Consider the following 25,676-nt stretch of genomic DNA (forward strand, 5'->3'; position numbering starts at 1 on the left):
TTGAGCCGGGCGGGGCCATTTGAGGCCGGCGGGGAGTTCGCTATAACCGGCGCATGACCCGCCTGACCGAGGAAACCGAGGCCCGCCACGAGGAACGCCGCCAGCGCCTGGCGGCGCAGTTGCGCGCCAATCTCGGGCGCCGCAAGCAGCAGGACCGGGCGCGCCAGGAGACGGGTGCGTCCGCGCCACCGCCTGAACCACAACAGCCTGAACCACAAAAGTCTGAAGGGGAGCCGCGCTGATGGCGGTGATGAGCGATATCTGGATCCGCGACATGGCCCGGCAGCAGGGCATGATCGAGCCGTTTGTGGAGGCGCAGAAGCGCGAGGGCACGATTTCCTATGGCCTCTCCTCCTATGGCTACGATGCCCGCGTGGCGCGCGAGTTCAAGATCTTCACCAACGTCAACAGCGCCGTGGTCGATCCGAAGCAGTTCTCGCCCAACTCGTTCGTCGATTTCGACACCGATGTCTGCGTCATCCCGCCGAATTCCTTCGCCCTGGCGCGCACGGTGGAGTATTTCCGCATCCCGCGCGATGTGCTGGTGATCTGTTTAGGCAAAAGCACCTATGCCCGCTGCGGCATCATCGTCAATGTCACACCGCTGGAGCCGGAATGGGAAGGCCATGTGACGCTGGAATTCTCCAACACCACGCCGCTGCCGGCGAAAATCTACGCCAATGAAGGCGCCTGCCAGTTCCTGTTCCTCAAGGGCGACCAGCCCTGCGAGACCAGCTATCGCGACCGCGCCGGCAAATACATGGGCCAGCGCGGCGTCACCCTGCCTAAGCTCTGATCTGACGTTGGGCTCTGATCTGATCTTGGCAGCAAAGATTCCGGCGCTTCGCCTGAATTCCGCCAGAATCCGCCGTTAAGTCACCGGCCCAAGCGCCCCGTCCGGCTGGCAAAGCCCGGCGGAATGCTCTAGATACACACGCAATTGGCCACATTTCTGCGCCCGCCCGGCTGGTTGGCCGCGCGTGGGCCTCTCGGGTAGTTCAGCACATGGATCGCATTCGGTTGCGCGGCGGCAAGCCGCTCCAGGGCAGCATCGGCATCGGTGGCGCCAAGAACGCGGCATTGCCGCTGATGGCCGCCAGCCTGCTGACGGCGGAGACCCTGTCGCTGTCCAATGTGCCGCATCTCGCCGATATCGCCACCATGGCGCATCTGCTGCAGCAGCATGGCGTGGATGTGGCGATGGATGGCGGCAATGGTACCGCCGAGGGCCGCACCATCCACCTCACCGCCGGCCATATCGCCTCCACCCTGGCGCCCTATGACCTGGTGCGCAAGATGCGCGCCTCCGTGCTGGTGCTGGGGCCGCTGCTGGCGCGCTGCGGCGAGGCGGAAGTCAGCTTGCCGGGCGGCTGCGCCATCGGCACCCGGCCGGTGGACCTGCATATCGCGGCGTTGCGCGAAATGGGCGCCGAGATCGAGATCGCCAACGGCTATATCAAGGCGCGTGCGCCCAAGGGCCTCAAGGGCGCCCATATCCGCTTCCCCATGGTGTCGGTCGGCGCCACCGAGAATCTGCTGATGGCGGCCTGCCTGGCGGACGGCACCACGATCCTGGAAAATGCCGCGCGTGAGCCGGAAATTGGCGACCTGGCGCGCTGCCTGATCGCCATGGGCGGCCAGATCGAGGGCCTGGACAGCGAAACGCTCACCGTGCGCGGCCAGACCTCGCTGCATGGCGCGCGGCACATGATCCTGCCCGACCGCATCGAGACCGGCACCTATGCTGCCGCCGTCGCCATCACCGGCGGCGAGGTGGAACTGGTCGGCGCCCGGCCGGACCTGACCGAAGCGGTGAATGACAAGCTGGTGGAAGCCGGCTGCGTCATCACCGCCACGCCGCGCGGCATGCTGGTGAAGCGCAACGGCAGCCGGCTCAAGGGTGTCGATTTCCTCACCCAGCCGTTTCCCGGTTTTCCGACCGACATGCAGGCCCAGGTGATGTCGATCATGGCGGTGGCCGAGGGCGCCTCGATGATCACCGAGACGATCTTCGAGAACCGCTTCATGCATGTGCCCGAACTCACCCGCATGGGCGCCAATATCGTGGTGCATGGCTCTTCCGCCCTGGTGCGCGGCGTTGGCGAACTCACCGGCGCGCCGGTGATGGCCACCGATCTGCGCGCCTCGGTGTCGCTGGTGCTGGCCGGCCTGGCGGCCAAGGGCGAGACGATTGTGAACCGCGTCTATCATCTCGACCGTGGCTACGAGCGGCTGGAAGAGAAGCTCGCCGCCTGCGGCGCCGAAATCGAACGGCTCAAGGGATGAGCAAGCTGACGCCGCTCAAGCTGCGCGCCGAGGATGCCGAGGACATCACTGTGCTCTCGGCCTGCCTGCAGGATGCCACCTTGCAACTGGCGGATATCGTCTGGCAGCCGAAGCAGCGCCGTTTCACCCTGGTACTGAACCGTTTCCGCTGGGAGGACGAGGCCCGCGATACCGTGCGCGGCGCCCGCCGGCTTGGCGCCAAGCCGCATTTCCGCAGCAAGGCCGGGCTGCATTTCGATGGCGTGCTGCGGGTGCAGCATCAGGGGCTGGAAGCAGCCGGGCCGCTGGAATTGCTCTCCGTGCTGGCCGAATTTGGCCCGGATGATCTTGGTGGAGCCCCGGCGGCGCGGCTCACCCTGGTTTTCGCCGGGGGTGGCGCCGTGCGCCTGGATGTGGAATGCATAGCCGCCGAATTGCAGGATATCGGCACGCCCTACCCGGTGCGCCGGGTGCCGAAACATCAGACCGACGATCTCCAGTCATGACCCCGCCAGATTCCACTCTTGTCATGGCCCTGCCCAAGGGCCGCATCCTCAAGGAAGTGCTGCCCTTGCTGGCGCGCGCCGGCATCGTGCCGGAAGCCGATTTCCATGATGACAATTCGCGCAAGCTGCGCTTTGCCACCAGCCAGCCGGGCCTGGAGCTGATCCGCGTGCGCAGCTTCGATGTCGCCACCTTCGTCGCCTTCGGCGCAGCCCAGCTTGGCGTCGCGGGCAACGATGTGCTGATGGAATTCGATTATCCGGAAATCTACGCGCCACTCGATCTCGGCATCGGCCATTGCCGCCTGAGCGTCGCCGAGCCGGCAGAGCTGAGCCAGTCCGACGACCCGCGGCGCTGGAGCCATGTCCGCGTCGCGACCAAATACCCGCATGTCACCCATGACTATTTCGCGCGCCGTGGCGTGCAGGCGGAATGCATCAAGCTGAACGGCGCCATGGAACTGGCGCCGACGCTCGGGCTGTGCCGCCGCATCGTCGATCTGGTCTCCACCGGCGCGACGCTGAAAGCCAATGGCCTGGTGGAAGTGGAAGTGATCGCTGAAGTGACCTCGCGGCTGGTGGTGAACCGCGCCGCGCTGAAAACCCGGCCGCGCGAAGTCGGTGGCTGGATCGAACGCGTCCGCGAGGTGGTCGATGCCGCTTGAACTGAATGACCGCGATGCCGATTTCGATACCCGTTTCGACGCCCTGGTGAAATCCAAGCGCGACGCCGAGGCCGATGTTGGCACGGTTGCCGCCAGCATCATCAAGGATGTGCGCAAGCGCGGCGATGCTGCTTTGCACGAACTGAACGCGAAATTCGACAAGGTCGATTCCGCCAAACTCGGCCTGCGCATTTCCCAGGGCGAGATGGACGCTGCCGCCCTACAGGTCGATGCCGACACCATGGCGGCACTGGAAACCGCCGCCGAACGCATCCGGGCCTTCCATGCCCGCCAGCAGCCGGCGGACGATTTCTTCACCGATGCCCAGGGGGTCAAGCTCGGCCATCGCTGGACCGCGCTGGATGCCGTCGGCCTCTATGTGCCGGGCGGCAAGGCGGCTTATCCGTCTTCCGTGCTGATGAACGCGCTGCCCGCCGTGGTCGCCGGCGTGCGCCGCATCGCCGTCTGCGTACCCACCCCGGGCGGCGAACTCAATCCCCTGGTGATGGCGGCGCTGAAGCTATGCGGCATCACCGAAGCCTATCGCCTCGGCGGTGCGCAGGCCGTGGCGGCGCTGGCCTATGGCACGGAGACGATTGCCCCGGTGGACAAGATCACCGGCCCCGGCAATGCCTATGTCGCTGCCGCCAAGCGTCAGGTGTTCGGCCAGGTCGGTATCGATAATCCGGCGGGGCCGTCGGAAATCCTCGTCGTCGCCGACGCCGCCAACAATCCGGCCTGGATCGCGGCGGACCTGCTCAGCCAGGCCGAGCATGACGAAGTGGCGCAGTCGGTGCTGATCACCGACAGCGCCGCCTTCGCGATCAAGGTGCGCGAGGCGGTGGCGAAGCAATTGTCCAAGATGCCGCGCGGCAATATCGCGGCGGCAAGCTGGGCCAATTTTGGCGCGCTGATCACCATTGGCGATATGAACCGCGCCCCGGCGCTGATCAACCGCATCGCGCCGGAGCATCTCGAACTGGCGATCCACCAGCCGCATGAACTGGCCAAGGCGGTGCGCCATGCCGGCGCCATCTTCCTCGGCCGCCATACCCCGGAAGCCATCGGCGACTATGTCGCGGGGCCGAATCATGTGCTGCCCACGGCGGGCGCGGCGCGCTTCGCATCTGGCCTCAATCTGCTCGATTTCATGAAGCGCACCACTTTGGTGGAATGCGACGCCGCTTCGCTGGCCCGCATCGGCCCGGCCGCCGCCCGGCTGGCCGCCGCCGAGGGGCTGCATGCCCATGGTTTGTCGGTTACGATACGTCTCGACTAGGTCCGCCGCTCGATGAACGCCAAAACCCTGCCCACCAACCACCGCCTCGTCGATGTGCAACTCGACGAGCGAACGCTGGTGCGCCGCTCCGCCGATATCGAGCATGAGCGCAAGGTGGCGATTTTCGATCTGCTGGAGCAGAACATCTTCTCGCCGATCGGCGCGCATGAAAATCAGGGGCCGTTCACGCTCTTCCTCGGCATCGAGGAAAACCGCCTGGTATTCGATATCCGCGATGCCGAAGCCATTCCGCTCGGCAAAATCATCCTGGCGCTGTCGCCGTTCCGGCGCATCGTGAAGGATTATTTCGAAATCTGCGACAGCTACTTCGAGGCAATCAAGACCGCGACGCCATCGAAGATCGAAACCATCGACATGGCGCGGCGCGGCGTACACAACGAAGGCTCCACTTTGCTGATGGAGCGCCTCAAGGGCAAGATCGATACCGATTTCGATTCCGCCCGGCGGCTCTTCACGCTCATCTGCGTCTTGCACATTCGGGGCTGACCTGTGGAAGGCATGCCCGGCAGCGTGTTGTTCTGTTGCACCATGAACAGCATCCGCTCCCCGATGGCCGAGGGCATCCTGAAAAGCCTGTTTCCGCGCCAGGTATTCGCCGACTCGGTCGGCCTGCGCAAAGGCCAGCTCGATCCGCTGGCCGTCGAGGTGATGGACGAGATCGGCCTCGATATCACGCGGCACAAGCCGAAGAGCTTCGATGAACTGGAAGACTCGTCCTTCGACCTGATCATCACGCTGTCGCCGGAAGCGCATCACCGCGCACTCGAAATGACTCGCACCATGTCCTGCGACGTGGAATTCTGGAATACCTTCGATCCCTCCATTGTCGAGGGCAGCCGCGAGCAACGGCTTTCCGCCTACCGCGAAGTGCGCGACACCCTGATGCAGCGCATCCGCAAGCGCTTCCCGAAATTCGGCACCCAGGGCGGCTAGGGCGATCGAGTAATTTGGCTTGAGTGTAATCCACCTCACCGGGTCATACCCGCGCACGCAGCTATCCCATTTAACCGTTAAACGGGACTCTCGCTTTCGCGAGAGTTACAAAAACTAAAAACGCAGGCTGGGCGGATAGCCTCCATAATCTCGCCATTTTCCGGCTCTAAGTAGGCTGCGGCGCGATAGTAGCGTCCATACCCCACGGAGTCGCCCGATGCGTCTTGAAGCCCTTGCCCTTGCCCTTTTCCTGCTGGCCCACCCGGCCAATGCCCAGCCTGTTGTCAGCCAGCCGGCCGAGCCGCGCGGCACAACGCTGAGCCTGTCGGAGACCGCCGAGCGCGAAGTGACGCCGGACCTGCTGCGTGCCCGGCTGGCTGCCGAAGCCAGCGGCGACACCGCCGCCAAGGCCCAGGCGCAGGTCAATGCCGCGCTGGAAAAGGCCGTGGCCAAGGCCAAGGCCGCCGGGCTGCAGGTCGCCACCGGCGGTTACACCACCTGGGAAGACGCACCACGCGGCCCCAATGGCCAACTCACCGGCCCGCCGCGCTGGCGTGCCAGCGCGCAATTCAGCATCACCTCGAAGGATTCGGCGAAGCTGCTCGAAGCCGCCGGCACGCTGCAACAGGACGGCCTGCTGCTGCAGGGCCTGAGCTTCGAGGTGTCGCGTGAGCTGCGCCGCAGCCTGGAGGATGACCTGACCCGCGAGGCCATCGCGCGGCTGAAGGCCCGCGCCGAACTCGGCGCTGCCGCTCTGGGCCAGGCCTTCGCCGGCTGGCAGCAGGTGCGGATCGGCGGCGGGCTGCAGCAGCCGCAGCCGCGCATGATGGCCATGGCGATGTCTGCCAAGGCAATGGCGGCACCGGTTGCCGAGCCGGGCAGCCAGACCGTCAGCCTCACCATAGAGGGCGACGCCCGCCTTCAGTAAATAGAGGGCGATGCCAGGCTTCAGGAGCTTTGGTTGTAGCAATCGTGTGATGCAGCCAGGGCGTGTCTTGGGTTGTTGGCTTATGCCGCTATAATCAGCGGTATGCAGCAATCCGAGGCGCCCGTGACAGCAGCCCCGTTTCCGCCCAACGAGGCCGACCGCCTGGCGGCGCTGCACCGCTATGGCATTCTTGATACCCCCGCCGATCCGCGCTTCGACCGTATTGTGGCGCTGGCGGCGCGGCTGCTCGACATGCCGATCGCGCTGGTGTCGCTGATCGATGCCGAGCGGCAATGGTTCAAGGCCGGGCAAGGTATCGACCTGCCGGAAACGCCGCGTGACATTTCCTTCTGCACCCATGCTGTTGCCGATGGCGCGATGCTTGAAGTGTCGGATGCCCTGCAGGATACGCGTTTCATCAACAATCCGCTGGTCACCGGCGATCCTGGCATCCGTTTCTATGCCGGTGCGCCGCTGCTTGATGAAGCGGGCCATGCGCTCGGCACGCTTTGCGTGATCGACCGCAAGCCGCGGCAGCTCAGCGAGGACCAGCGCGCCCTGCTCAGCGATCTCGCCGGCATGGCGCAGGATGCCATGCAACTGCATCGCGCGCTGATCGAGGCCGAACGGGCCCAGGCCGAGGCGGAATACGCCAATCGCGCCAAGACCAATTTTCTCGCCTTCATGAGCCATGAATTGCGCACGCCGCTCAACGCGGTTATCGGTTTCGGCGAATTGATGGAAGCCGAGCCTTTCGGCCCGCTCGGCTCGCCGCGCTACAAGCATTATGCCGGCATGATCGTGGAAGGTGGCCGCCACCTGCTGGAAGTGATCAACGCCATCCTCGATCTCACCCGCATTGAATCCGGCAAGTTCACGCTGCAGCGCGAATCCATGGCGGTAGGCGAGGAAGTCGCCGTGGTCACCGGCCTGGTGCGGGTGCAGGGCGATGCCGGTAATGTCGCTTTGAAACTTGATGCCGGAGCCGTCGGCGTCCTGCCGACGATTTCCGCCGACCGCTCGGCGATCCGCCAGATCTTGCTCAACCTGATCGGCAATGCGGTGAAATTCACGCCTCCCGGCGGCCAGGTTTCGATCACCGGCGAAGTCCGGGGCGGCAAGCTGCGCCTGATCATCGCCGATACCGGCGCCGGCATCGCGCCAGAGGATCTGCGCCGGCTGGGCGAGCCTTTCTTCCAGTCCGGCCCCGTCATGGCACGTCGCGCCGAGGGCAGCGGCCTCGGCCTCGCCATCACGCGCCAGCTCATCACGCTGCATGGCGGCAGCCTCGAAATCGAGTCCGAACTCGGAAAGGGCACCACCGTCACGGTCAGCCTGCCGCTGGCGTGATGCTGCCCGGCTGATGCCCCCTGCCGCTGGCGGCAGCCTTGGTTTTCGCTGGCCCCGGCCCGGTCACTTTCCCGAACGAACTTGCCGCCAGACCTGGCCTTGGGGCCTGGCTGGCACGGCGGCCTTGCCACCATGATGAGCAAATAACAGCGGATTCAGTGACTTACCGGGCTGCATCGACCTGCCCGGAGGGTCCCGCTTGGCGACAAAGCGTCGCGCTGCCGGCTTGATTTTCCTGGGGTTTGGACGCATGTTCGGCGCCGCTTGCGCCGGCCCGGGCTACTCCCGCCCGATTTCGGGCCCGATTTCGGGTTCTGGCGCGCAATTGTTCGGATCGAAAAGAGGGCTGATGTCCAAGGAAGCATTGCTGGAATTCCCCGGCGTCGTGTTGGAATTGTTGCCCAACGCGATGTTCCGCGTGAAGCTTGAGAATGACCACGAGTTGCTCGCCCAAGTGTCGGGCAAGATGCGCAAGAACCGCATCCGCGTGCTGGCCGGCGACAAGGTCATGGTGGAAATGACCCCCTATGACCTGAGCAAGGGCCGCATCACCTTCCGCTTCAAGTAAGTCCCGATGCCGCCGCTCGTGCTCGCTTCGGCGTCGCCCCGGCGGCTTTCGCTTCTGGCCCAGATCGGCGTGGTTCCAGCCCATGTGCTGCCCGCCGACCTCGACGAGACCCCGCTCCCCCGCGAAATCCCGCGCCAGCTTGCCCGCCGGCTCTGCCGCGCCAAGGCGGCGGCAACCGCTACCGCGTTGCCCGCCAGCGTCCCGCAAGACTGCCTGATCCTGGCCGCCGATACCGTGGTCGGCCTTGGCCGCCGCATCCTGCCCAAGGCCGAGACGCCCGAGGAAGTGGAAGCCTGCCTGCGGCTGCTCTCGGGCCGCCGCCACCGCGTCTATACCGGGCTCTGCCTGCTGCAAAATGGCGCCCAGGGTGTTACGCGCCGTGCCGAGCGCGTGGTGGAAACCGCCGTCTCCTTCAAGCGCCTCTCGGATGCCGAGATCGCCGGCTATATGCTGAGTGGCGAGGGCCTGGGCAAGGCCGGCGGCTATGCCATCCAGGGCCGTGCCGACCTGTTCGTCGCCCAATTGCAGGGCGGCTATTCCAACGTGGTTGGCCTGCCGCTGCACGAGACCGCTGCTCTGCTCGGCGGTTTCGGCTATCCCTTGTGGCCTACAGCATAATCTCACGCTATATAGGTGGGGCATGGCGAACGAATTGCTGATCGACGTCGGCCTCACCGAAACCCGCGTCGCGCTGGTCGAGGATGACCGGCTGGTGCATCTCGACCTGGAACGGCCCGACCGCGATTCCGCGCTCGGCGCTATTTTCCTTGGCCGCGTGCGGCTGATCGAGCCGGGTTTGCAGGCGGCCTATGTCGATATCGGCCTGGCGCGCGACGGTTTCCTCAATGCCAGCGACCTGGCGCCGGATTTGTTTGGCGACAACAGCCGGCCAATCGAACAGCGCCTGGCGGAAGGCGATGCCATCCTGGTGCAGGTGATCCGCGATCCGGTGGGCGAGAAGGGCGTCAAGCTCACCGCGCGCCCCAGCCTGCCGGGCCGCTTCCTGTCGCTCACCCCCTATGATTCCCGCATCCGCGTGTCCAAGCGCATCCTGGAGGATGCCGAGCGCATGCGGCTGGCTGCCTTGCTGCAAAGCATGCTGGGCCTGGCCGATCAGACGCCGGCGCAGGTCAGCCTGAAATTGCGCCGCAAGCTCGGCGAGCGCCGCGTCGGCAAGTCGGCATCGCCGGTGCCGGACCGCCGTGGCGAGGACCGCCGCCCGCCAATGGGCGCGCTGGTGGAAATGGCCGCCGAAAAAGCCGATCAGGAAGCGCTCGGCGCCGATCTGCAGCGACTTCGCGCGCGCTGGATCGCGATTGAGGAACGCCGCGCCAAGGCCACCGCGCCGGCGGAATTGTGGCGTGAGATGGGGCCGGTGGGCCGCGCGCTGCGCAACCATGTCGGCGCCAAGCTGGATACCATCCGTGTCAACGATGCGCGCGGTTTCGCCGAGGCACGCGCCTGGCTGTTCGAACATGCGCCGGAACTGGTCGGCAAGCTGGAACGTTATGACGAGCCAGGCGCGCTGTTCGAACTCTTCGACATCGAGAGCGATATTGATGCCGCGCTGTCGCGCCGTGTCGCGCTGCCTTCGGGCGGCGCGCTGCTGTTCGGCGAAACCGACGCGCTTACCGCCATCGATGTCGATATCGCGCGCGGTGCGCGGCGCGGCAATGATTTCGAGGAATTGGCGTTGCGCATCAATCTCGATGCGGCGGAGGAAATCGCGCGCCAATTGCGGCTGCGCGGCATCGGCGGGATCATCGTGATCGACTTCCTGCACATGGATTCTTCGGCCTACCGCGCCCAGGCGGTGAATGCGCTGCGCAAGGCCTTGAGCCGCGATCCGGCGGCGGTGAAGGTGCTCGGCATGTCGGCGCTCGGCCTGGTGGAGATGACGCGCAAGCGTATCGGCGAGCCGCTCGGCACCAGGCTGTTCGAGGCCTGCCCGACCTGCGACAGCGACGGCCATATCCCCTCATTGCCCGCCGTGCAGGCGGAACTGATCCGCCGCGCCATGGCGGAAGCCGCCATGAGCCCGCGCGGTTCCCGCTTCGCCATCGCCTGCGCGCCGGATGTGGCGGCCTTGTTCGGGCCGGACCTGCTCGGCCAGTTGGAACGCCGGCTCGGCGCCCATGTCGAGGTGCGGCCCGAGGCCGGGCGGCGGCGCGAGGTTTTCAGCATCGACCGGGTGAATTGAAGTGACGGCCCGCACCTGCCCGATCTGCGGCAAGACTGTTGAAGGACCGGAAGCGGCGAAGCTTGCCCCGTTCTGTTCCCCGCGCTGCAAGGATGTCGACCTGCATCGCTGGCTCAGCGGCCAGTATGCCATACCGGCGGTCGAGCAGGACGACTCGGATGCTGCCGAGGATGGGCAGGCAGAGGCTTCAGGGCAGTCTGCCGGGCGCCGTCCGCTGCTGCATTGATGCTCCGCAGGCTGCCTTTAACTTATTGAAAAACCTAGCCGCTACTGTTGCTTTTTTGCACCACCAGCAGCAAAAAGCGGTTCTTCGCGACGGGAAAGGGCGGCGGCGCCCAAGCTGGCCCGGAATAGTCTTGCCCTGGCTCGGCAAATGCCTGATAAGTCTAGGGCTATAAAGCAGTAAGAGGTCGTAAGACGCCATGCTCGCAGCCCCGAAGTTCGATGGGTGGAAGAAGTTTGCCCTGGTTTCCGTTTGCTCGCTTGGCCTGTTGGCCGGCTGTGCCTCGGGCGGTTCCGCGCCCGCCACGGGTGGTTCCACCGCTGAAGCCGATGCGATCAATGATCCGCTCGAGCCGGTGAATCGCGCCATCCTCGAGTTCAACAAGGTCGTCGACCATTTCCTGCTCAAGCCGGCGTTGCTGGCCTATCAGCTGGTGCCGCCGCCGATCCGCGATGGCGTGCATAACGCGCTGCTGAATCTCAAGGCGCCGATCGTTTTCGCGCATGACCTGCTGCAGGGCGAAAGCAACCGCGCTGGCGACACCGCCTCGCGCTTCGCGATCAATTCCACCATCGGCCTGCTCGGCATCTGGGATCCCGCCGCCAAGTGGTTCGGCCTGCCGGGCCATACCGAAGATGCCGGCCAGACGCTCGCCGTCTGGGGCGTCGGCGAAGGCCCGTTCCTGATGCTGCCGGTGCTCGGCCCCTCGAACCCGCGTGACCTGGTTGGCATGGGCGTCGATTCCTTCGCCGATCCGTTCAACTGGTATGCCCGCAACATCGATGCCGATGGCTTCATCTATGGCCGCCTCGGCCTCACCGTGCTCGATACCCGCGATGAAGTCGGCGGCACGCTGGATGCGCTGGAGCGCACTTCGCTGGATTTCTACGCCAGCCTGCGCACCATCTACCGCCAGCGCCGCGCCGACGAAATCAAGAACCGTCCGGTGACGCAGAAGCCGACCGCACCGAGCGTCAGCATGGCCGCCAAGCCGAGCGACGACATCGAGACCAAGCCGGCGGCGAAGTAAGCCGCAGGTTCTCGCACAGAAATGAAAAAGGCGCCCATCGCGGCGCCTTTTTTGTTGTCCAACGCGTCGTCACCCCCGGGCTTGACCTGGGGGTCTCAGGCAACTCGGCATGAGATGCCCGCATCAAGTGCGGGCATGACGATATGTGTTTGTTCCTTTGTCACCCTCGCGGAAGCGAGGGTCCCATTTCATTGGTAAAAATGGGACTCCCGCTTACGCGGGAGTGACAAAGGGAATGACGGAACCAGCTTACAGCTTGAGCCAGTCTTCGCTGGCATCGGCGGCGAGCGCGGCGATGGCGGGGCGCGTCATGCGGTAGGGCAGCCAGGACTGGCGCTCGTCCTTCATGTGCTTGATGTCTAGGCGGTGATAGAAATCCCGCGTCGGATTCCAGTCCAGCACATTCAGGTCGACGCGTGGGCAATCGCGCTGCTTCGCAATCGCCGCGATGGCGGTGATCAATTGCCGGCCGATGCCGTGGCCGCGTGCCGTCTGCAGCACGAACAGATCCTCGATATAGATGCCGGCGCGGCCTTCCCAGGTCGAGTAATTGTGGAAGAACAGCGCGAAGCCGACCGCTTCGCCCTTGAGTTCGGCGATCAGCGCCTCGAAACGGCGCGGTTCGGAAAAGCCGTCGCGCAACACGTCGGCCTCGGTGATCTTCACGCTGCTCGGCGGTTCCTTTTCATACGCCGCCAGCGCCTGCACCAGCCGCACGATGGTGGCAGCATCCTTGGCGGTGGCGGTGCGAACGATACTCTCACTCATACGACTCTCCCTTCGGCGACTTTTTCTTCGGCAGGCTTTTCCAATGCCGGCTTTGCCTTCGGCAAGGCGGCCAGCAAGGCCTCGCCGAACAGGCGGAATTCCTTAGCGCGTTGCGTGCCGCGGCGCCAGACCAGGCCGATCTGGCGCGCCGGCGGCTCGGCATGATCCGGCGTCATCACCGGCCGCGCCACCACATCGGTGCCGCGCAGGATGCCGGCCTGCAGCGCCAGGTCGGGCAGCAGCGTGACGCCAAGGCCGTTATCCACCATCTGCACCAGGGTATGCAGGCTGGTGGCGCCGACGCTTTCCCGGCGGGCCGGGCGCGGCAACTGGCAGGCATCCAGCGCATGATCGCGCAGGCAATGGCCATCTTCCAGCAGCAGCAGCGATTCGTTCTGCAGCGCCGGCAGCGGCACGCCGTTGGATTCCGCCAGCGGGTGATCGTTGCGGCAGGCGAAGCGGAAATGGTCGCTGAACAGCGGCATGGTTTCCACCGCGCGGGCCTCTATCGGCAAGGCCAGCAGCAGCAGGTCCAACCGCCCGGCTTCGAGCTGCTGCACCAGCCGCGCGGTGAGGTCCTCGCGCAGGAACAGTTTCAGCTTGGGGAAGCGGCGGCGCAGGCTGCGCAGCACGCGCGGCAGCAGGAAGGGGCTCACCGTCGGGATGACGCCGAGATTGAGCGGTCCGGCCAGCGGCTCCGACACGGCGCGGGCCAGCAGCACAATTTCCTCGGCCTGGGCGAGCACTTCCCGCGCCTTGGCCGCCATCACCTGGCCCAAGGGGGTGAGCACCACCTTGCGCCGGGTGCGGTCAACCAGGGCGGCATCAAGCTGTGTTTCAAGTTCCTGGATTCCGGCCGAAAGCGTCGGTTGGGTGACAAAGCAGGCCTCCGCTGCCTTTCCGAAATGCTTGGTTTCGGAAAGGGTTACCAGATAGCGGAGCTGTTTCATGCTGGGCAGATTTATCATCGGGAAAATCGATTAGTGTGACAATTTTAATCCATTTGATCGATTAGATAGCTTTCTGTAGCTTCCCCGTCAAGGCAGCGGCGACGCTGCCCCAGCCCCGGATCGAAACGAGCCCCAGCCAACCAGGTGGGGCCATAAATCAGGAGAGTAAAATGCTGACCATTGGCGATGCCTTCCCGAGCTTCAACCTCAAGGCTGTGGTGTCCACCGACATCAAGAATGCCTTCACCGACATCTCCAACGCCACCGACAAGGGCAAGTGGAAGGTCGTGTTCTTCTGGCCGAAGGACTTCACCTTCGTCTGCCCGACCGAAATCGCTGCCTTCGGCAAGCTGAACAGCGATTTCAACGACCGTGACACGGTGGTCTATGGCGTCTCGACCGACTCTGAGTTCGTGCACCTGGCGTGGCGCCAGAACCATGCCGACCTGAAGGCGCTGCCGTTCCCGATGCTGGCCGACATCAAGCGCGAGCTGAGCCAGGCGCTCGGCATCCTCGACAAGAATGAAGGCGTCGCGCTGCGCGCCACCTTCATCGTCGACCCGGAAGGCGTGATCCGCTTCGTGTCCGTGAACGACCTCTCGGTCGGCCGCAACCCGGCGGAAGTGCTGCGCGTGCTCGACGCGCTGCAGACCGACGAACTCTGCCCCTGCAACTGGCAGAAGGGCGAGGACGTGCTGAAGCCGGCTGCCTAAGCAGCGAAGCAATACCCCGCCGTGCCGATCCTGAAGGTCAGGCGCGGCGGGGCTCTCTCTCCCCGGAGGATTTCCCATGTCGATCGAAGTGCTGAAGAACCGCCTGCCCGAATACGCCAAGGACCTGAAGCTGAACCTGTCCTCGCTCGCCGCCGAGCAGGGCCTGACACAGCAGCAGCGCGCCGGCACCTTCGTCGCCACCGCGCTGGCGGCGCGCGAGCCGAGCGTGATCCAGGCCGTGCTCGCCGAATTCGGCCCCCAGCTCAGCCCAGAGGCGCTGCAGGCCGCCAAGGCCGCCGCCGCGATCATGAGCATGAACAACATCTACTATCGCTTCGTGCACATGATGGGCGATCAGTCGGCCTACAAGACCATGCCGGCCAAGCTGCGCATGAACGTGATTGGCAAGCCAGGCGTCGAGAAGCTGGATTTCGAAATCTGGTCGCTCGCCGTCTCCGCCATCAATGGCTGCGGCATGTGCGTGGAAGCGCATGAGCATGAGCTGACCAAGGGCGGCCTCGAAGCCGAGAAGATCCAGGCCGCCGTGCGCATCGCCGCCACCGTGCATGCTGTTGCCGTGACGCTGGAAGGCGAGGCCGCGGCGGTTGACGCGGTGCAGGCCCAAGCCGCCGAGTAACTTGGCCGCCGAGTAAGGCGGCGCGAAACAGACGAACCCCCAGCAACCCACCGGCTCCTGGTTGCCGGCAGGGTTGCCCAGGGCCGCCGGACATGATCCCCATCCTGTCCGGCGGCCCTTCTTTTGCTATTTCAGGCCAGGCTCCAATTCAATCGAAGCAGTCAATTCAACCAACGCGGCAGCGCCTCACCGCTTGACCGCGCCAGAGTGATTGGCGTCAATGCACCTATGTACACGCCGCCCATCAGCCTGCTGGCGCATCCTGGTTTCGATCTGGGCCTGTGTGGCGAACCAGATGATCTGAAGCCGCATCTGCTCAACGCACCGCTGGTGCAATTGCTGCAAGACTGGCAGAGCGCCGGCAAGGATGGCCGGCTGCCCGGCCGCAATGCCTTCCCGCCCGAGCGTCTGCGCTATGTGCTCGGCAATCTCGTCATGCTGGATGTGGAGAACAGGCCCGAAGGCGGCCCGGAATTCCGCTACCGCGTCTTCGGCTCGAATTTCTCCTTCGCGCGCGGCTTCGATCTCACCGGCAAGACACTGGCGGAACATCCCGATCCCAATGCTGCCACGCGGGCATACCCTGCCTTCAGCGAGGTATTGCGCCGCCGCCAGCCCCTGCTCGGACGCTGGAGCATGGCGGATCAGCATGGCGTGATGCTGCTGGCGGAAATGATCGTGCTGCCGCTCTCGGATGATGGCGTCACGGTCAACCGCCTGCTGGCCGGCCAGTTCAACCAGCCGCTCAGTCTCGAGCTTGAACGCAGCCGCGCCGCGCTCGAAATCGTTTACGCCGAACCGGAATTGCTTGGCCTGCGCCTGCGCCATGCCGGATTGCTGCGCCTGCTTGCCGATTGGCGGATCTGGCGCGGCACGCGGCGTTATCCCAGCCGTGCCGATGTGCAGCCCGAGAAATTGCGGTATCTGCTCGGCAACCTGTTTCTGCTCGATGTGGTGCCGCAGGAAAACGCTCCGCCCCGCTTCCGTTACCGCCTGTTCGGCTCCAACGTGGCGCGCTTCCGTGGCTATGATTTGTCGAACCGGTTTCTCGATCAGCATCCCGATCCCAGTCTCGGCGCCATGGCGCAGCAGGGCTATGCGCCGGTGGCGATCTATGGCCGGCCGCTCTGGGTCGACCTGATCGATAGCAGCGAAGCCAGGCTCGGCAGCCGCTTCGAAGGCCTGATCCTGCCGTTATCCAGCGATGGCGAGACGGTGGATATGGTGCTGGCCGCCCAGATATTGCGATGAGTGTCGCCGCGGAAGCCTTGCGTGACCTCTGGCAATGCCAGCTTGTCGATGGCCCGGAGCTGTTGTCGCCGCTGCTGCGCCAGCCGGAACTGCGCCAGATGCTGATCCACTGGCAGAACATGCTGCGCAACCGCGCTGGCCAATTGCCGAGCCGCGCCGATTTCGCGCCGGAGGATTTTCGCGCCAGCCTCGGCCATGTGGTGATGTTCGACGTGGTGCCGCAAGAAAATGCCGTGCCGCGTTTCCGCTATCGCCTCTATGGCAGCCATTTCACCTTCGCGCGCGATTTCGATCTGAGCGGCCGCTTCATCGAGGAACATCCCAATCCGCATTTCGCCGGCCTGGCGGCGCGGCAGATGCAGCAGGTCTGCGCCACGCGGCTGCCGGCGCTCGGTATCGGCCGCTTCCGCCAGGCGGACAATCTCGACTACAGCATCGAGGCGCTGTCGCTGCCGCTGGCCGATGATGGCTGCCATCCCGATGTCATCCTGGTTGGCCAGTATGATCATCGCGTGTCCGAATCGCCCTTGCCGATGCGCTGCAACATCGCAGAGCCGGCCTTGCTGCGGCCCTGGCTGCAATCGGATCAGCTTCGCGCATTCTATGATCTGTGGTTCGATATCGCGGCGAAGCGGCGGCCACGGCGCGAGGATTTTCCACCCGAACGGCTGTTGCCCTGGCTCGGCCGCGTGCTGCTGGTGGAGCGTGATGCCAGCGCCGCACGGCTGCGCTATCGCCTGGTCGGCACGCAGCTCACCGAACAGCGCGGCTTCGATCTCACCGGCCGTTATCTCGATGAACATCCCGATGCGGATTTCGGTGCCAGCATAAGCTGGCTCGGCCTCGAGGCGCTGCGGCTCGGCCGCCCGGCCTGGTATCGCGGCGATGGCTACACGCAAAGCGGCTTTTCGCTGCGCATCGAGGGCGTCGGCCTGCCATTGGCCAGCCAGGGCGAGGCGTATGACATGCTGCTGGTCTGCCAGGTGCCTACCGGCGATATGCCGACTTGAAGCGGCCGCCTTGCAGCCCTAAATAAACAGCAGCGCCGGGACGGCCCGGCCGCTTCGCTTTCATCGCGATGGGGACGGCCCCGTCATCCCCCGGATACCGTCCACTCCAGGTATCCGCTATTCCGGAGCTATCCCATGGCATGGTTGATTCTGCTGCTGGCTGGCCTGGCCGAGATCGGCTGGGCGGTCGGCTTGAAATATACCGAAGGCTTCTCCCGCCTGATCCCCAGTCTGCTCACCGTCAGCGCCATGATCGTCAGTCTGGCGCTGCTTGGCCTGGCGCTGAAAACCCTGCCGCTTGGCACCGCCTATGCGGTGTGGACCGGTGTCGGGACCGTCGGCACCGCCTTGCTCGGCATCTGGCTGTTTGGCGAAAGCGCCGACCTGCTGCGGCTTGGCTGCATCGCCCTGATCGTCGCCGGCATTGCCGGGCTCAAGATCCTCAGCCCGGCCTGAGCCTCAGCCGTTCGGCAGCAGGAAGGCCGTGGGCTGCGGTGCTTCGCGTGGCAGGAATGCCAGCTTGATGCGTTGCAGCCGCTCGGCCAGCGCGGCAAATTCGCGGCCATTTTCGCCGCGCAAGGCTTCCGCGATACGGTCAAAGCGCTCGGCGCCGATCTGGCTGCGGCCATCCTGCATCGCCGAAAGTGCGCCCTCGAAATAGGCCCGGCCGAGATTGCCAGCTTCCAGCCTGCCGCGCGTCGCGGCGGGCAGGAAGTCATAGACGATATGCGGCAGCCAGTCGTTGGCGATACGCAGGCTGCTCAGTGCGAAGGGCCGCACCGTGAAATTTTTGCTGGCTGGGCTGCCGTCGATATGGTTCTGCTCCAGTTCAGCCATGAACAGGTCGCTGGCGGCACGCGCCCCGGCGCCATCGCGCAGATAAAGCTTCGCCGACATCATCGGCAGCAGTAGCATGGTGGCGACATCGCGATGCAGCACACCGCCTTCGCGCAGCAGCCGCGCACGGTAGCGATCCACCGCCGCCACAGCACCGTGCAGATCGGCCTTCTGGCGCAAGGCAAGCAGGCGCAGTTGCGGCAGGCCGACCAGCAGCTTGTCATGGGCGTCGCGTACATAGAGATTGCCATAGGCAACCCAGTCATGCGCCTCAATGCGGTCCATCCAGGCCAGCGCGCCGGTAACATCGTCGCGCTGCAACAGGATCGAGGCGCCAAGCAGTTCGGCATTGGCCGAGAGCGCGCGCAGGCTGGCATTGCCATCATTGCCAAAGGCATCGCGGCTGGCATAGGCCGTGGTCAAGGCCTCGAGCGGCCGTTCGGCATGAATGTAGAGATAGGTGATCTGCCAATGGGCGGCGGCCTGGATAGCGCGGGCATATTCGGTCTGCGGCGCCGCCTTGCCATGGGCCATCGCCTCGGAGCAGGCGGTGATGCCGCGCTCTGCGGGCCGCAACTGACTCAGTGCCATGCAGCGGTTCATGCTCGCAGCGGCGCCGAGATCGCTGTTCGGCCGCGCCAGAGCGAGTTCCTCGAAACGCGCGGCGGCAAGCGGATAGCGCCCGGCACGCAGATCGGCGAAAGCGGCGTCGTAAATGCGGCGGTCATTGTCGGCCTGGCCGCCGGCGCAGGCGGCGAGCAGCAGGGGCAGCAGCAGGAGAAGCGGGCGCATATTTACCAGAGGTGGTGATTTCTGCGGCAGAATTGCCCACCTCCGCGCGAAGTGCAAGCCAATGCGTCTAGTCTGGCGCTGCCGGGCTGACCAGCAGCAGGGCGCCATCTGCGCCGGTGACGGTGACGATGCTGCCGGCCGGCAGATCGGGACCGCTGACCGGCCACACGGTATCGCCCAGCCGCATCTCGCCCCGGCCATTCTCCAGCGCGGTTTCCAGCCTGCCGCGCTGGCCGATCAGCCGCGCCGCGCCCTGGTTCACGCTAGGCTCAGGCTCCGGACCGGCGCGGCGGCGCAGCCACAGGCCAAGCCCGAGCCAGCCCAGCGCCAGCAGCGCGAAAACCCCAAGCTGCGTACCGGCACTGAGATCGGGCAGCAGCCAGAGCAGCAGGCCAAGCGAGAAGGCAGCGGCGCCGAACCAGATCAGCACCGCACCGGGCATGATGACCTCAAGCGCCGCCAGCACCGCGCCAAGCGCCAGCCAATGCCAGGGTTCGGGATGGAAGGGCAGGGTCATAGTTGGCTATTCCGCCGTGTTAAACGTCATCCAGCGGCGCACCCCAGGGGCGGGCTGGTGGCACAGGTGCAGTGGTCTCGGCCGGCTTCGGCCCGGTGGCACGGGCCGGCATGCTGCGCGGTTTCGCCTGGCGGCCGGCGCCATCATTGCCGCTCGTATCCGGCCCCAGCGCATGGCGGGCCAGATCGGCAATGCCGCCGAGCGAAGCGATCACGCCGCTGGCTTCCATCGGCATGAAGACCAGCTTCTGGTTCGGGCTTTCGGCGAACTTGGCGAAAGCCTCGACATATTTCTGCGCCACGAAGTAGTTGATCGCCGCCACGTTGCCGTCGGCGATGGCCTGACTCACCATCTGCGTCGCCTTGGCTTCCGCTTCCGCCAGCCGCTCGCGCGCCTCGGCGTCGCGCTTGGCGGCTTCCATGCGGCCCTCGGCTTCCAGCACGGCGGCCTGCTTGGCGCCCTCGGCGCGCAGGATACTGGCCTGCTTGGCGCCTTCGGCGGTGAGGATTTCGGCACGCTTCTCGCGCTCGGCGGTCATCTGCTTGGCCATGGAATCGAGCAGGTTCTGCGGCGGCTGGATGTTGCGCAGCTCGATGCGGGTGGCCTTGATGCCCCAGGCCAGGGTCGCCTGATCCACCACCGACAGCAGGCGGCGGTTGATCTGGTCGCGCTGCGATAGCACTTCATCCAGGTCCATGGCGCCGATCACCGAACGCACATTGGTCATCGCCAGGCTGGACAGCGCGAAGAGCAGGTCCTGCACTTCGTAAGCCGCCTTCACCGGGTCCAGCACCTGGAAGAACACCACGCCATCGGCGGTGACGGTGGCGTTGTCGCGCGTGATCACTTCCTGGCTCGGGATGTCGAGCACGGTTTCCATCAGCGACAGCTTGTGCCCGATGCGGTCGACATAGGGGATGATCACCGACAAGCCGGGGGTGAGCGTGCGGATATACTTCCCCAGCCGCTCCACGGTCCATTGCTGGCCCTGTGGCACGGTCTTTACGCCAGCGAAGATGGTGACGCCGACCACCAGCAGAAACAGAACGGCTATGATCAGACCGGGGGAGATTTCCATGGGAGTGCCCTTGCGGTGGAACTTCTCCCACAGATTGGCATTACTGGCAGCTTTTACAAGCCCGGCTAGACTTCCAGCCATTCCTTGCGGATCGCGGCATCGGCCTGCAATTGCGCCGGACTGCCTTCGAACACCATATGGCCGTGGCCCATCACGTAAAGCCGCTGCGAGATTTTCAGCGCGATGGTCAGTTTCTGCTCCACCAGCAGGATACTGACGCCGCGCTCGGCGATGCGCACCAGCAGTTTGCCGACATGCTCCACCATCATCGGCGACAGGCCCTCGGTCGGCTCGTCCACCATGATCAGGTCGGGATCGCCCATCAGGGTGCGGCACATGGTCAGCATCTGCTGCTCGCCGCCCGACAGCACACCGCCCGGCGCCTCCGCGCGTTCGGCCAGACGCGGAAAGATGTCGTACATATCCTGGATGCTCCAGCGACCGCTTTTGCTGGCATGCTTCTGGCCGAGATACAGGTTCTCGCGCACCGTGAGGCCGGGGAAGATGTCGCGGTTCTCGGGCACGTAGCCCAAGCCCAGATGGGCAATTTCATGCGGCTTCCGGCCGACGATCTCCTGGCCCTTGAAGCGGATCGAGCCGATGGGCGGCACATCGCCCATGATCGCCTTGATCGTGGTGGAGCGGCCGACGCCATTGCGGCCCAGCAGCGAGACGATCTCGCCCTCGCGCACATCGAAGCTGACGCCATGCAGGATATGGCTCTTGCCGTAATAGGCGTTGAGGTCGCGGACTTCGAGCAGATTGCCGGTCATCTCAATGCTCCGCTTCCATCGCTTGACCCAGATAGGCTTCACGCACCGCCTTGTTGTTGCGGATCGCCGCCGGCGCGTCGCTGGCAATGATCTGGCCGTAGACCAGCACGGAGATGCGGTCGGCCAGATCGAACACCACGCCCATGTCATGCTCTACCATGATTAGGGTGCGACCTTCGGAAATCTTCTTGATCAGCGCCACGGCATGATCGGTTTCCGAACGACTCATGCCTGCGGTGGGTTCGTCCAGCATGATCACGTCGGCACCGCCGGCGATGGTGATGCCGATTTCCAACGCCCGCTGCTCGGCATAGGTCAGCACGCCGGCCGGGATGTCGCGCCGGGCGGCGAGGCCGATGCGTTCCAGCACCGATTGCGCCAGCTCGTTGGCGTCGTTCAGTTTGCGCACATTGTGCCAGAAGGAATATTTGTAGCCCAACGACCACAGCACACCGCAGCGCACATTCTCGAACACGGTTAGCCGGGGAAAGATATTCGTGACTTGAAAGCTGCGGCTCAAGCCCCGGCGGTTGATCTCGAACGGCTTCCGCCCGGTGATATCCTCGCCTTTCAGCGCGATGCGCCCGGCGGTGAGCGACAGGCGGCCGGAGATGAGGTGAAACAGCGTCGATTTGCCGGCGCCGTTCGGGCCGATGATGGCATGGCGTTCGCCGGCCTTGATATCCAGCGACACGCCGCGGATGATCGGCGTGGCGCCGAAGCTCTTGTGCAGGTCCTGCAGGGAGAGGGCGATGGCGGTCATGGCTCAGGCCCTCCCCTGGATCGAGGGTGTCAGAGCATCGTTCCAGGCGCGTTTCAGCACCGGCGCGCAGCGGTAGCCGAGATAGAGCCCGGCGATGATCAGCACCAGGGCGATGATCCAGGGCGCCGCCATGTTGGACTTGTAGGCGATGCCGAACAGTTTCATCGCCGGCCCGTCAGTGGCGGTCTTTACGAGTTGATGATGTGCCGTCTCGATCAGGGTGACGAGGCCGAGGAAGCCGAGTGCCGCGGGCATCGCCATCAGGCCATAGGCCGGCAGGATGCGGGTGAGCGTGCGGTTCTGCAGTAGCGGCAGATGCATCGCCAGCAGGCCGGCGATGCCATAGGGGGCGAACATCACCATGACGATGAACAGCAGGCCGAAATACAGCAGCCAGGCACCGGTGATATCGGAGAGCATGACCTGCAGCAGCGTCACCAGAATGGCACCAAGGATCGGGCCGTAGAACAGCCCGATGCCGCCGATATAGGCCATCAGCAGCACCACGCCGGATTGTGCGCCGGAGACGTTGACCGCATTCATCAGCTCGAAATTGATCGCCGCCAGGCCGCCGGCGATGCCGGCGAAAAAGCCGGAGGCGCAGAAGGTGATGAAGCGGATCATCTGCGTCGAATAGCCGACGAATTCGGCGCGTTCCGGATTCTCGCGCACCGCGTTGCACATGCGGCCCAGCGGCGTGCGGGTGTAGGCATACATCGCCACGATGCAGATGAAGCACCAGAAGGCGATCAGGTAATAGACCTGGATCTGCGGCCCGAAGCTGATATCGAACAGCCGCAGCAGCTTGGTGCGGTTGGCGGTGACGCCTTCCTCGCCGCCGAAAAAGCCGCGCAGGATCAGGGAGAGCGAGAAGATCAGTTCGCCTAAGCCCAGTGAGATCATGGCGAAGGCGGTGCCGGCGCGGCGTGTCGAAACACTGCCGAAAATGATGCCGAACAAAAGCCCCATGGCGCCGCCGGCCAGCGGCACCAAAGGCAGCGGGATCGGCAGCTTGCCTGCCGTGACGATATTCATGGCATGCACGGCGAGGAAACCGCCGAGGCCATAATAGACCGCATGGCCGAAGCTCAGCATGCCGGTCTGGCCCAAGAGCATGTTATAGCTCAGCGAGAAGATCACCATGATGCCCATCAGGCACATGGTGGTGAGCGCGGCGCCGGAGGTGAAAATCCTGGGCAGCGCGATCATCACCACGATGATCGCGGCCCAGACCCAGTAGCGGCGGATGAGAGAGGGTTGCTGTATCGTCATGGCGCTCATCTCAGGTATCCCGCGTGCCCATCAGCCCGGTGGGCCGGAAGATCAGGATCAGCACCAGCATCAGATACGGCACCACCGGGCCGATCTGCGCCACTGTCACCTGCCACAGATCCGACAGCGCGCCCTGCATCGGCCGCGCCATGCCCAGCAGGCTCAGCAGGTCGCCGAGCGAGTAGTTCACCGCGATGGCGAAGGTCTGGATCAGGCCGATCATCAGGGAAGCGATGAAGGCACCGGGCAGCGAGCCCAGCCCGCCAAACACCACCACCACGAACAGGATCGGGCCGAGCACATGCGCCATGCTCGGCTGCGTCACCAGGGCCGGGCCAGCGATCACGCCGGCAATCGCCGCCAGGCCGGAGCCGACGCCGAAGACCAGCATGAACACGCGCGGCACATTGTGGCCCAGCATCGCCACCATGTTGGGATGGCTTAAGGCCGCCTGGATGACCAGGCCGATGCGCGAGCGGGTGAGGATCAGCAGCAGCACCAGGAAGATCGCCACCGAGATCAGCAGCATGAACATGCGGAAGGCGGGATAGGTGGTGCCGAACAGCGTGAAGGCGGAGAAATCCAAGAGCGGCGGCACGCGGTAATCCACCGGCAGCTTGCCCCAGATCATCTGCACCATTTCCTCGATCACGAAGGCGAGGCCGAAGGTGAACAGCAATTCCGCGACATGGCCGTGCTTGTGCACCAGCCTGAGGCCCCAGCGTTCGACCCCGGCGCCGATCAGGCCGACCAGGATGGGGGCGGCGATGAGCGCCACCCAGAAGCCGAGCCACTGGCTGAGCTGGAAGCCGAAATAGGCGCCCAGCATGTAGAAGCTGGCATGGGCGAAATTCAGCACGCCCATCATGGAAAAGATCAAGGTGAGGCCGGAGGCCAGGAGAAACAGCAGCATGCCGTAGAGCACGCCGTTCAGCGTCGAAAACACCACCAGTTCAAGCAAGGCCGATCCCCCTGAAAAGCCCCCAAGAAGAAAAATGGCGGCGGCTTGTTGGCGCCGCCGCCATTCTACGCCGCTTCAGCTCGGCTTCGCCATCTTGCAGGTGGTCGGCACGTCGGTGTCGGCCATCTTCACCGTCGCCGCCGTCTTCCAGCCCCAGCCGGTGCCTTCCTCGTCATACTTCAGCTTGGCTTCGGCAATCGGGGTGAACACCTCGATGAACATGTCCTGGAAGAACTGGTGATCTTCCGCGCGCATGTAGGTCGCCGAGCCGTAGATGTTGGTGTACTTCATGCCGCGCAGCTTCTCGGCGAACACCTTCGGGTCGTTGGACTTGGCTTCGTTCATGGCGCGGGCCAGCATTTCCATCTGATTGCGCACGCGCGGATACCACACGCCCATATTGGCTTTCTTGCGGAACTCTTCCTCGAATGCCTGGTTGCCGCCTTCCATGTGGTTCGGGCCGCCTTCGACGATGGCATAGACGCGGTCCTTCAGGCCGGTCTGCTTGATCGCGGTGGGGCCGCCGGCGCCGCCGGCATAGTAGGTGTACCAGTCGACCTGCAGGCCGGCATCGGCCGCCGCCTTCAGCAGCAGCGCGATATCGGAACCCCAGTTGCCGGTGATGACGCTGTCGGCGCCGCTGGCCTTGATCTTGGCGACATAGGGCGAGAAGTCGGTCACCTTGGCCAGCGGATGCAGTTCATCGCCGACGATCTGGATGTCGGGCCGCTTCGCCTTCAGCATCTCGGTGGCGGATTTGCGCACCGCTTGGCCGAAGGAATAATCCTGGTTGATCAGGTAGACCTTCTTGATCTTCGGATTGTCCTTCATGTAGCTGGTGAGCGCCGCCATCTTCACGTCGGCATGAGCATCCCAGCGGAAATGCCAGTAGCTGCACTTGTCGTTGGTGAAGGCCGGATCCACGGCGGCATAGTTGAGGTAGACCACCTCCTTGCCGGGATTGCGCTCGTTATGCTTGTTCACGAAGTCGATCAGCGCGGCGGCGACGCCGGAGCCGTTGCCCTGGGTGATGATGCGGATGCCGGCATCGATGGCCTTCTGTGCCGCGACGATGCTTTCCTGGGGCGAGAGTTTGTTGTCGTAGGTGACCAGTTCCAGCTTCTGGCCGTTCACGCCGCCCTTGGCGTTGATGCGGTCGATCATGAAGTTGAAATGCTTCACGCCGCCTTCGCCGATCGGCGCCATGGCGCCGGACAACGGATCGATATAGGCGATCTTCACCTGCGCCTGCCCTGGCAATGCCATCAGAGTCAGCGCCGCCGCGCCGAGTAACGCCGGCACCAGTACTTTACCTACCACAGCCATCGTTTCCTCCATCTTTTTATGTCGCGGCGCCGCACCGTGAGCGGGCGGTTCGCCGATCCCCTG

General features: G+C 64.7%; 30 protein-coding genes. 20 read left to right on the forward strand and 10 right to left on the reverse strand.

What is annotated here, in order from left to right:
• The first annotated feature begins 53 nt into the window (after positions 1 to 53).
• From V6B08_RS04095 to V6B08_RS04165, 15 genes are all read left to right on the forward strand, one after another.
• Positions 54 to 242, forward strand: coding sequence for a hypothetical protein (locus tag V6B08_RS04095; protein ID WP_341978383.1), 189 nt, complete (start codon positions 54 to 56; stop codon positions 240 to 242).
• Positions 242 to 796: a dCTP deaminase gene (gene dcd / locus V6B08_RS04100; protein ID WP_341978384.1), complete on the forward strand. Its 555-nt coding sequence runs from the start codon at positions 242 to 244 to the stop codon at positions 794 to 796. The genes V6B08_RS04095 and dcd overlap by 1 nt, the downstream gene beginning before the upstream one ends.
• Positions 797 to 1,005: 209 nt before the next feature.
• A complete protein-coding gene (gene murA / locus V6B08_RS04105; protein ID WP_341978386.1) occupies positions 1,006 to 2,286 on the forward strand; it encodes a UDP-N-acetylglucosamine 1-carboxyvinyltransferase in 1,281 nt (426 codons plus the stop codon).
• Complete coding sequence (locus V6B08_RS04110; protein ID WP_341978388.1) at positions 2,283 to 2,771, forward strand: DUF2948 family protein; 489 nt, start codon at positions 2,283 to 2,285, stop codon at positions 2,769 to 2,771. Before murA ends, V6B08_RS04110 begins: the two co-directional genes overlap by 4 nt.
• On the forward strand, positions 2,768 to 3,433 hold the full coding sequence (gene hisG, locus V6B08_RS04115) for an ATP phosphoribosyltransferase (protein ID WP_341978390.1): 666 nt from the start codon (positions 2,768 to 2,770) through the stop codon (positions 3,431 to 3,433). The genes V6B08_RS04110 and hisG overlap by 4 nt, the downstream gene beginning before the upstream one ends.
• Complete coding sequence (hisD, locus tag V6B08_RS04120) at positions 3,423 to 4,712, forward strand: histidinol dehydrogenase (protein WP_341978392.1); 1,290 nt, start codon at positions 3,423 to 3,425, stop codon at positions 4,710 to 4,712. Before hisG ends, hisD begins: the two co-directional genes overlap by 11 nt.
• 27 nt (positions 4,713 to 4,739) lie before the next feature.
• Positions 4,740 to 5,219: a UPF0262 family protein gene (locus tag V6B08_RS04125; RefSeq protein WP_341981582.1), complete on the forward strand. Its 480-nt coding sequence runs from the start codon at positions 4,740 to 4,742 to the stop codon at positions 5,217 to 5,219.
• A 12-nt stretch (positions 5,220 to 5,231) separates the two neighbouring features.
• The gene (locus V6B08_RS04130; RefSeq protein ID WP_341978394.1) at positions 5,232 to 5,666 is read left to right on the forward strand and encodes an arsenate reductase ArsC; all 435 of its coding nucleotides are present in this window, start codon (positions 5,232 to 5,234) and stop codon (positions 5,664 to 5,666) included.
• Between the two features lie 217 nt (positions 5,667 to 5,883).
• Positions 5,884 to 6,594 carry an SIMPL domain-containing protein gene (locus tag V6B08_RS04135; RefSeq protein WP_341978396.1) on the forward strand — a complete coding sequence of 237 codons (711 nt, stop codon included), beginning with the start codon at positions 5,884 to 5,886 and terminating at the stop codon, positions 6,592 to 6,594.
• Between the two features lie 123 nt (positions 6,595 to 6,717).
• A complete protein-coding gene (locus V6B08_RS04140) occupies positions 6,718 to 7,944 on the forward strand; it encodes a GAF domain-containing sensor histidine kinase (RefSeq protein ID WP_341978398.1) in 1,227 nt (408 codons plus the stop codon).
• Between the two features lie 349 nt (positions 7,945 to 8,293).
• Positions 8,294 to 8,512: a translation initiation factor IF-1 gene (gene infA, locus V6B08_RS04145; protein ID WP_341978400.1), complete on the forward strand. Its 219-nt coding sequence runs from the start codon at positions 8,294 to 8,296 to the stop codon at positions 8,510 to 8,512.
• A 6-nt stretch (positions 8,513 to 8,518) separates the two neighbouring features.
• Positions 8,519 to 9,130, forward strand: a complete 612-nt coding sequence (locus tag V6B08_RS04150; protein WP_341978402.1) for a Maf family protein — start codon at positions 8,519 to 8,521, stop codon at positions 9,128 to 9,130.
• Between the two features lie 22 nt (positions 9,131 to 9,152).
• Entirely contained in the window at positions 9,153 to 10,712 is a 1,560-nt protein-coding gene (locus tag V6B08_RS04155) for a ribonuclease E/G (RefSeq protein ID WP_341978404.1), read from the forward strand.
• A gap of 1 nt (position 10,713) precedes the next feature.
• Positions 10,714 to 10,938, forward strand: a complete 225-nt coding sequence (locus tag V6B08_RS04160) for a DNA gyrase inhibitor YacG (protein WP_341978406.1) — start codon at positions 10,714 to 10,716, stop codon at positions 10,936 to 10,938.
• A gap of 196 nt (positions 10,939 to 11,134) precedes the next feature.
• A complete protein-coding gene (locus V6B08_RS04165; protein WP_341978408.1) occupies positions 11,135 to 11,965 on the forward strand; it encodes an MlaA family lipoprotein in 831 nt (276 codons plus the stop codon).
• Positions 11,966 to 12,214: 249 nt separating this feature from the next.
• Here V6B08_RS04165 and V6B08_RS04170 read toward each other — a convergent pair whose 3' ends face one another.
• Both V6B08_RS04170 and V6B08_RS04175 read right to left on the reverse strand, forming a co-directional pair.
• Entirely contained in the window at positions 12,215 to 12,733 is a 519-nt protein-coding gene (locus V6B08_RS04170; protein ID WP_341978410.1) for a GNAT family N-acetyltransferase, read from the reverse strand.
• Positions 12,730 to 13,683 carry a hydrogen peroxide-inducible genes activator gene (locus V6B08_RS04175; protein ID WP_341978412.1) on the reverse strand — a complete coding sequence of 318 codons (954 nt, stop codon included), beginning with the start codon at positions 13,681 to 13,683 and terminating at the stop codon, positions 12,730 to 12,732. The genes V6B08_RS04170 and V6B08_RS04175 overlap by 4 nt, the downstream gene beginning before the upstream one ends.
• A 170-nt stretch (positions 13,684 to 13,853) precedes the next feature.
• Here V6B08_RS04175 and V6B08_RS04180 point away from each other — a divergent pair, with 170 nt between their 5' ends.
• The 5 genes from V6B08_RS04180 (at position 13,854) to sugE (ending at position 17,750) form a co-directional block, all read left to right on the forward strand.
• On the forward strand, positions 13,854 to 14,396 hold the full coding sequence (locus tag V6B08_RS04180; protein WP_341978413.1) for a peroxiredoxin: 543 nt from the start codon (positions 13,854 to 13,856) through the stop codon (positions 14,394 to 14,396).
• A 76-nt stretch (positions 14,397 to 14,472) separates the two neighbouring features.
• The gene (gene ahpD / locus V6B08_RS04185) at positions 14,473 to 15,033 is read left to right on the forward strand and encodes an alkylhydroperoxidase, AhpD family (protein ID WP_341978415.1); all 561 of its coding nucleotides are present in this window, start codon (positions 14,473 to 14,475) and stop codon (positions 15,031 to 15,033) included.
• 228 nt (positions 15,034 to 15,261) lie between these two features.
• Complete coding sequence (locus V6B08_RS04190; protein ID WP_341978417.1) at positions 15,262 to 16,284, forward strand: PAS domain-containing protein; 1,023 nt, start codon at positions 15,262 to 15,264, stop codon at positions 16,282 to 16,284.
• On the forward strand, positions 16,281 to 17,294 hold the full coding sequence (locus V6B08_RS04195) for a PAS domain-containing protein (RefSeq protein WP_341978419.1): 1,014 nt from the start codon (positions 16,281 to 16,283) through the stop codon (positions 17,292 to 17,294). The genes V6B08_RS04190 and V6B08_RS04195 overlap by 4 nt, the downstream gene beginning before the upstream one ends.
• Before the next feature lie 135 nt (positions 17,295 to 17,429).
• A complete protein-coding gene (sugE, locus tag V6B08_RS04200; RefSeq protein WP_341978421.1) occupies positions 17,430 to 17,750 on the forward strand; it encodes a quaternary ammonium compound efflux SMR transporter SugE in 321 nt (106 codons plus the stop codon).
• A 3-nt stretch (positions 17,751 to 17,753) separates the two neighbouring features.
• On the opposite strand, the gene V6B08_RS04205 is transcribed toward sugE, so the two are convergent.
• The 8 genes from V6B08_RS04205 to V6B08_RS04240 form a co-directional block, all read right to left on the reverse strand.
• Complete coding sequence (locus V6B08_RS04205) at positions 17,754 to 18,923, reverse strand: hypothetical protein (RefSeq protein WP_341978423.1); 1,170 nt, start codon at positions 18,921 to 18,923, stop codon at positions 17,754 to 17,756.
• 67 nt (positions 18,924 to 18,990) lie between these two features.
• Positions 18,991 to 19,440: an NfeD family protein gene (locus tag V6B08_RS04210; RefSeq protein WP_341978425.1), complete on the reverse strand. Its 450-nt coding sequence runs from the start codon at positions 19,438 to 19,440 to the stop codon at positions 18,991 to 18,993.
• Positions 19,441 to 19,459: 19 nt separating this feature from the next.
• The gene (locus V6B08_RS04215) at positions 19,460 to 20,518 is read right to left on the reverse strand and encodes an SPFH domain-containing protein (RefSeq protein WP_341978427.1); all 1,059 of its coding nucleotides are present in this window, start codon (positions 20,516 to 20,518) and stop codon (positions 19,460 to 19,462) included.
• A gap of 65 nt (positions 20,519 to 20,583) precedes the next feature.
• On the reverse strand, positions 20,584 to 21,291 hold the full coding sequence (locus V6B08_RS04220) for an ABC transporter ATP-binding protein (protein ID WP_341978429.1): 708 nt from the start codon (positions 21,289 to 21,291) through the stop codon (positions 20,584 to 20,586).
• A gap of 1 nt (position 21,292) precedes the next feature.
• A complete protein-coding gene (locus tag V6B08_RS04225) occupies positions 21,293 to 22,054 on the reverse strand; it encodes an ABC transporter ATP-binding protein (protein WP_341978431.1) in 762 nt (253 codons plus the stop codon).
• A 3-nt stretch (positions 22,055 to 22,057) separates the two neighbouring features.
• On the reverse strand, positions 22,058 to 23,335 hold the full coding sequence (locus V6B08_RS04230; RefSeq protein WP_341978433.1) for a branched-chain amino acid ABC transporter permease: 1,278 nt from the start codon (positions 23,333 to 23,335) through the stop codon (positions 22,058 to 22,060).
• A gap of 1 nt (position 23,336) precedes the next feature.
• Complete coding sequence (locus V6B08_RS04235) at positions 23,337 to 24,287, reverse strand: branched-chain amino acid ABC transporter permease (protein WP_341978435.1); 951 nt, start codon at positions 24,285 to 24,287, stop codon at positions 23,337 to 23,339.
• 75 nt (positions 24,288 to 24,362) lie between these two features.
• The gene (locus V6B08_RS04240) at positions 24,363 to 25,613 is read right to left on the reverse strand and encodes a branched-chain amino acid ABC transporter substrate-binding protein (RefSeq protein ID WP_341978437.1); all 1,251 of its coding nucleotides are present in this window, start codon (positions 25,611 to 25,613) and stop codon (positions 24,363 to 24,365) included.
• Positions 25,614 to 25,676: the final 63 nt, after the last annotated feature.

It is taken from the genome of Ferrovibrio sp. MS7 (assembly GCF_038404985.1).
GTDB classification, from domain to species: Bacteria; Pseudomonadota; Alphaproteobacteria; order Ferrovibrionales; family Ferrovibrionaceae; genus Ferrovibrio; species Ferrovibrio plantarum.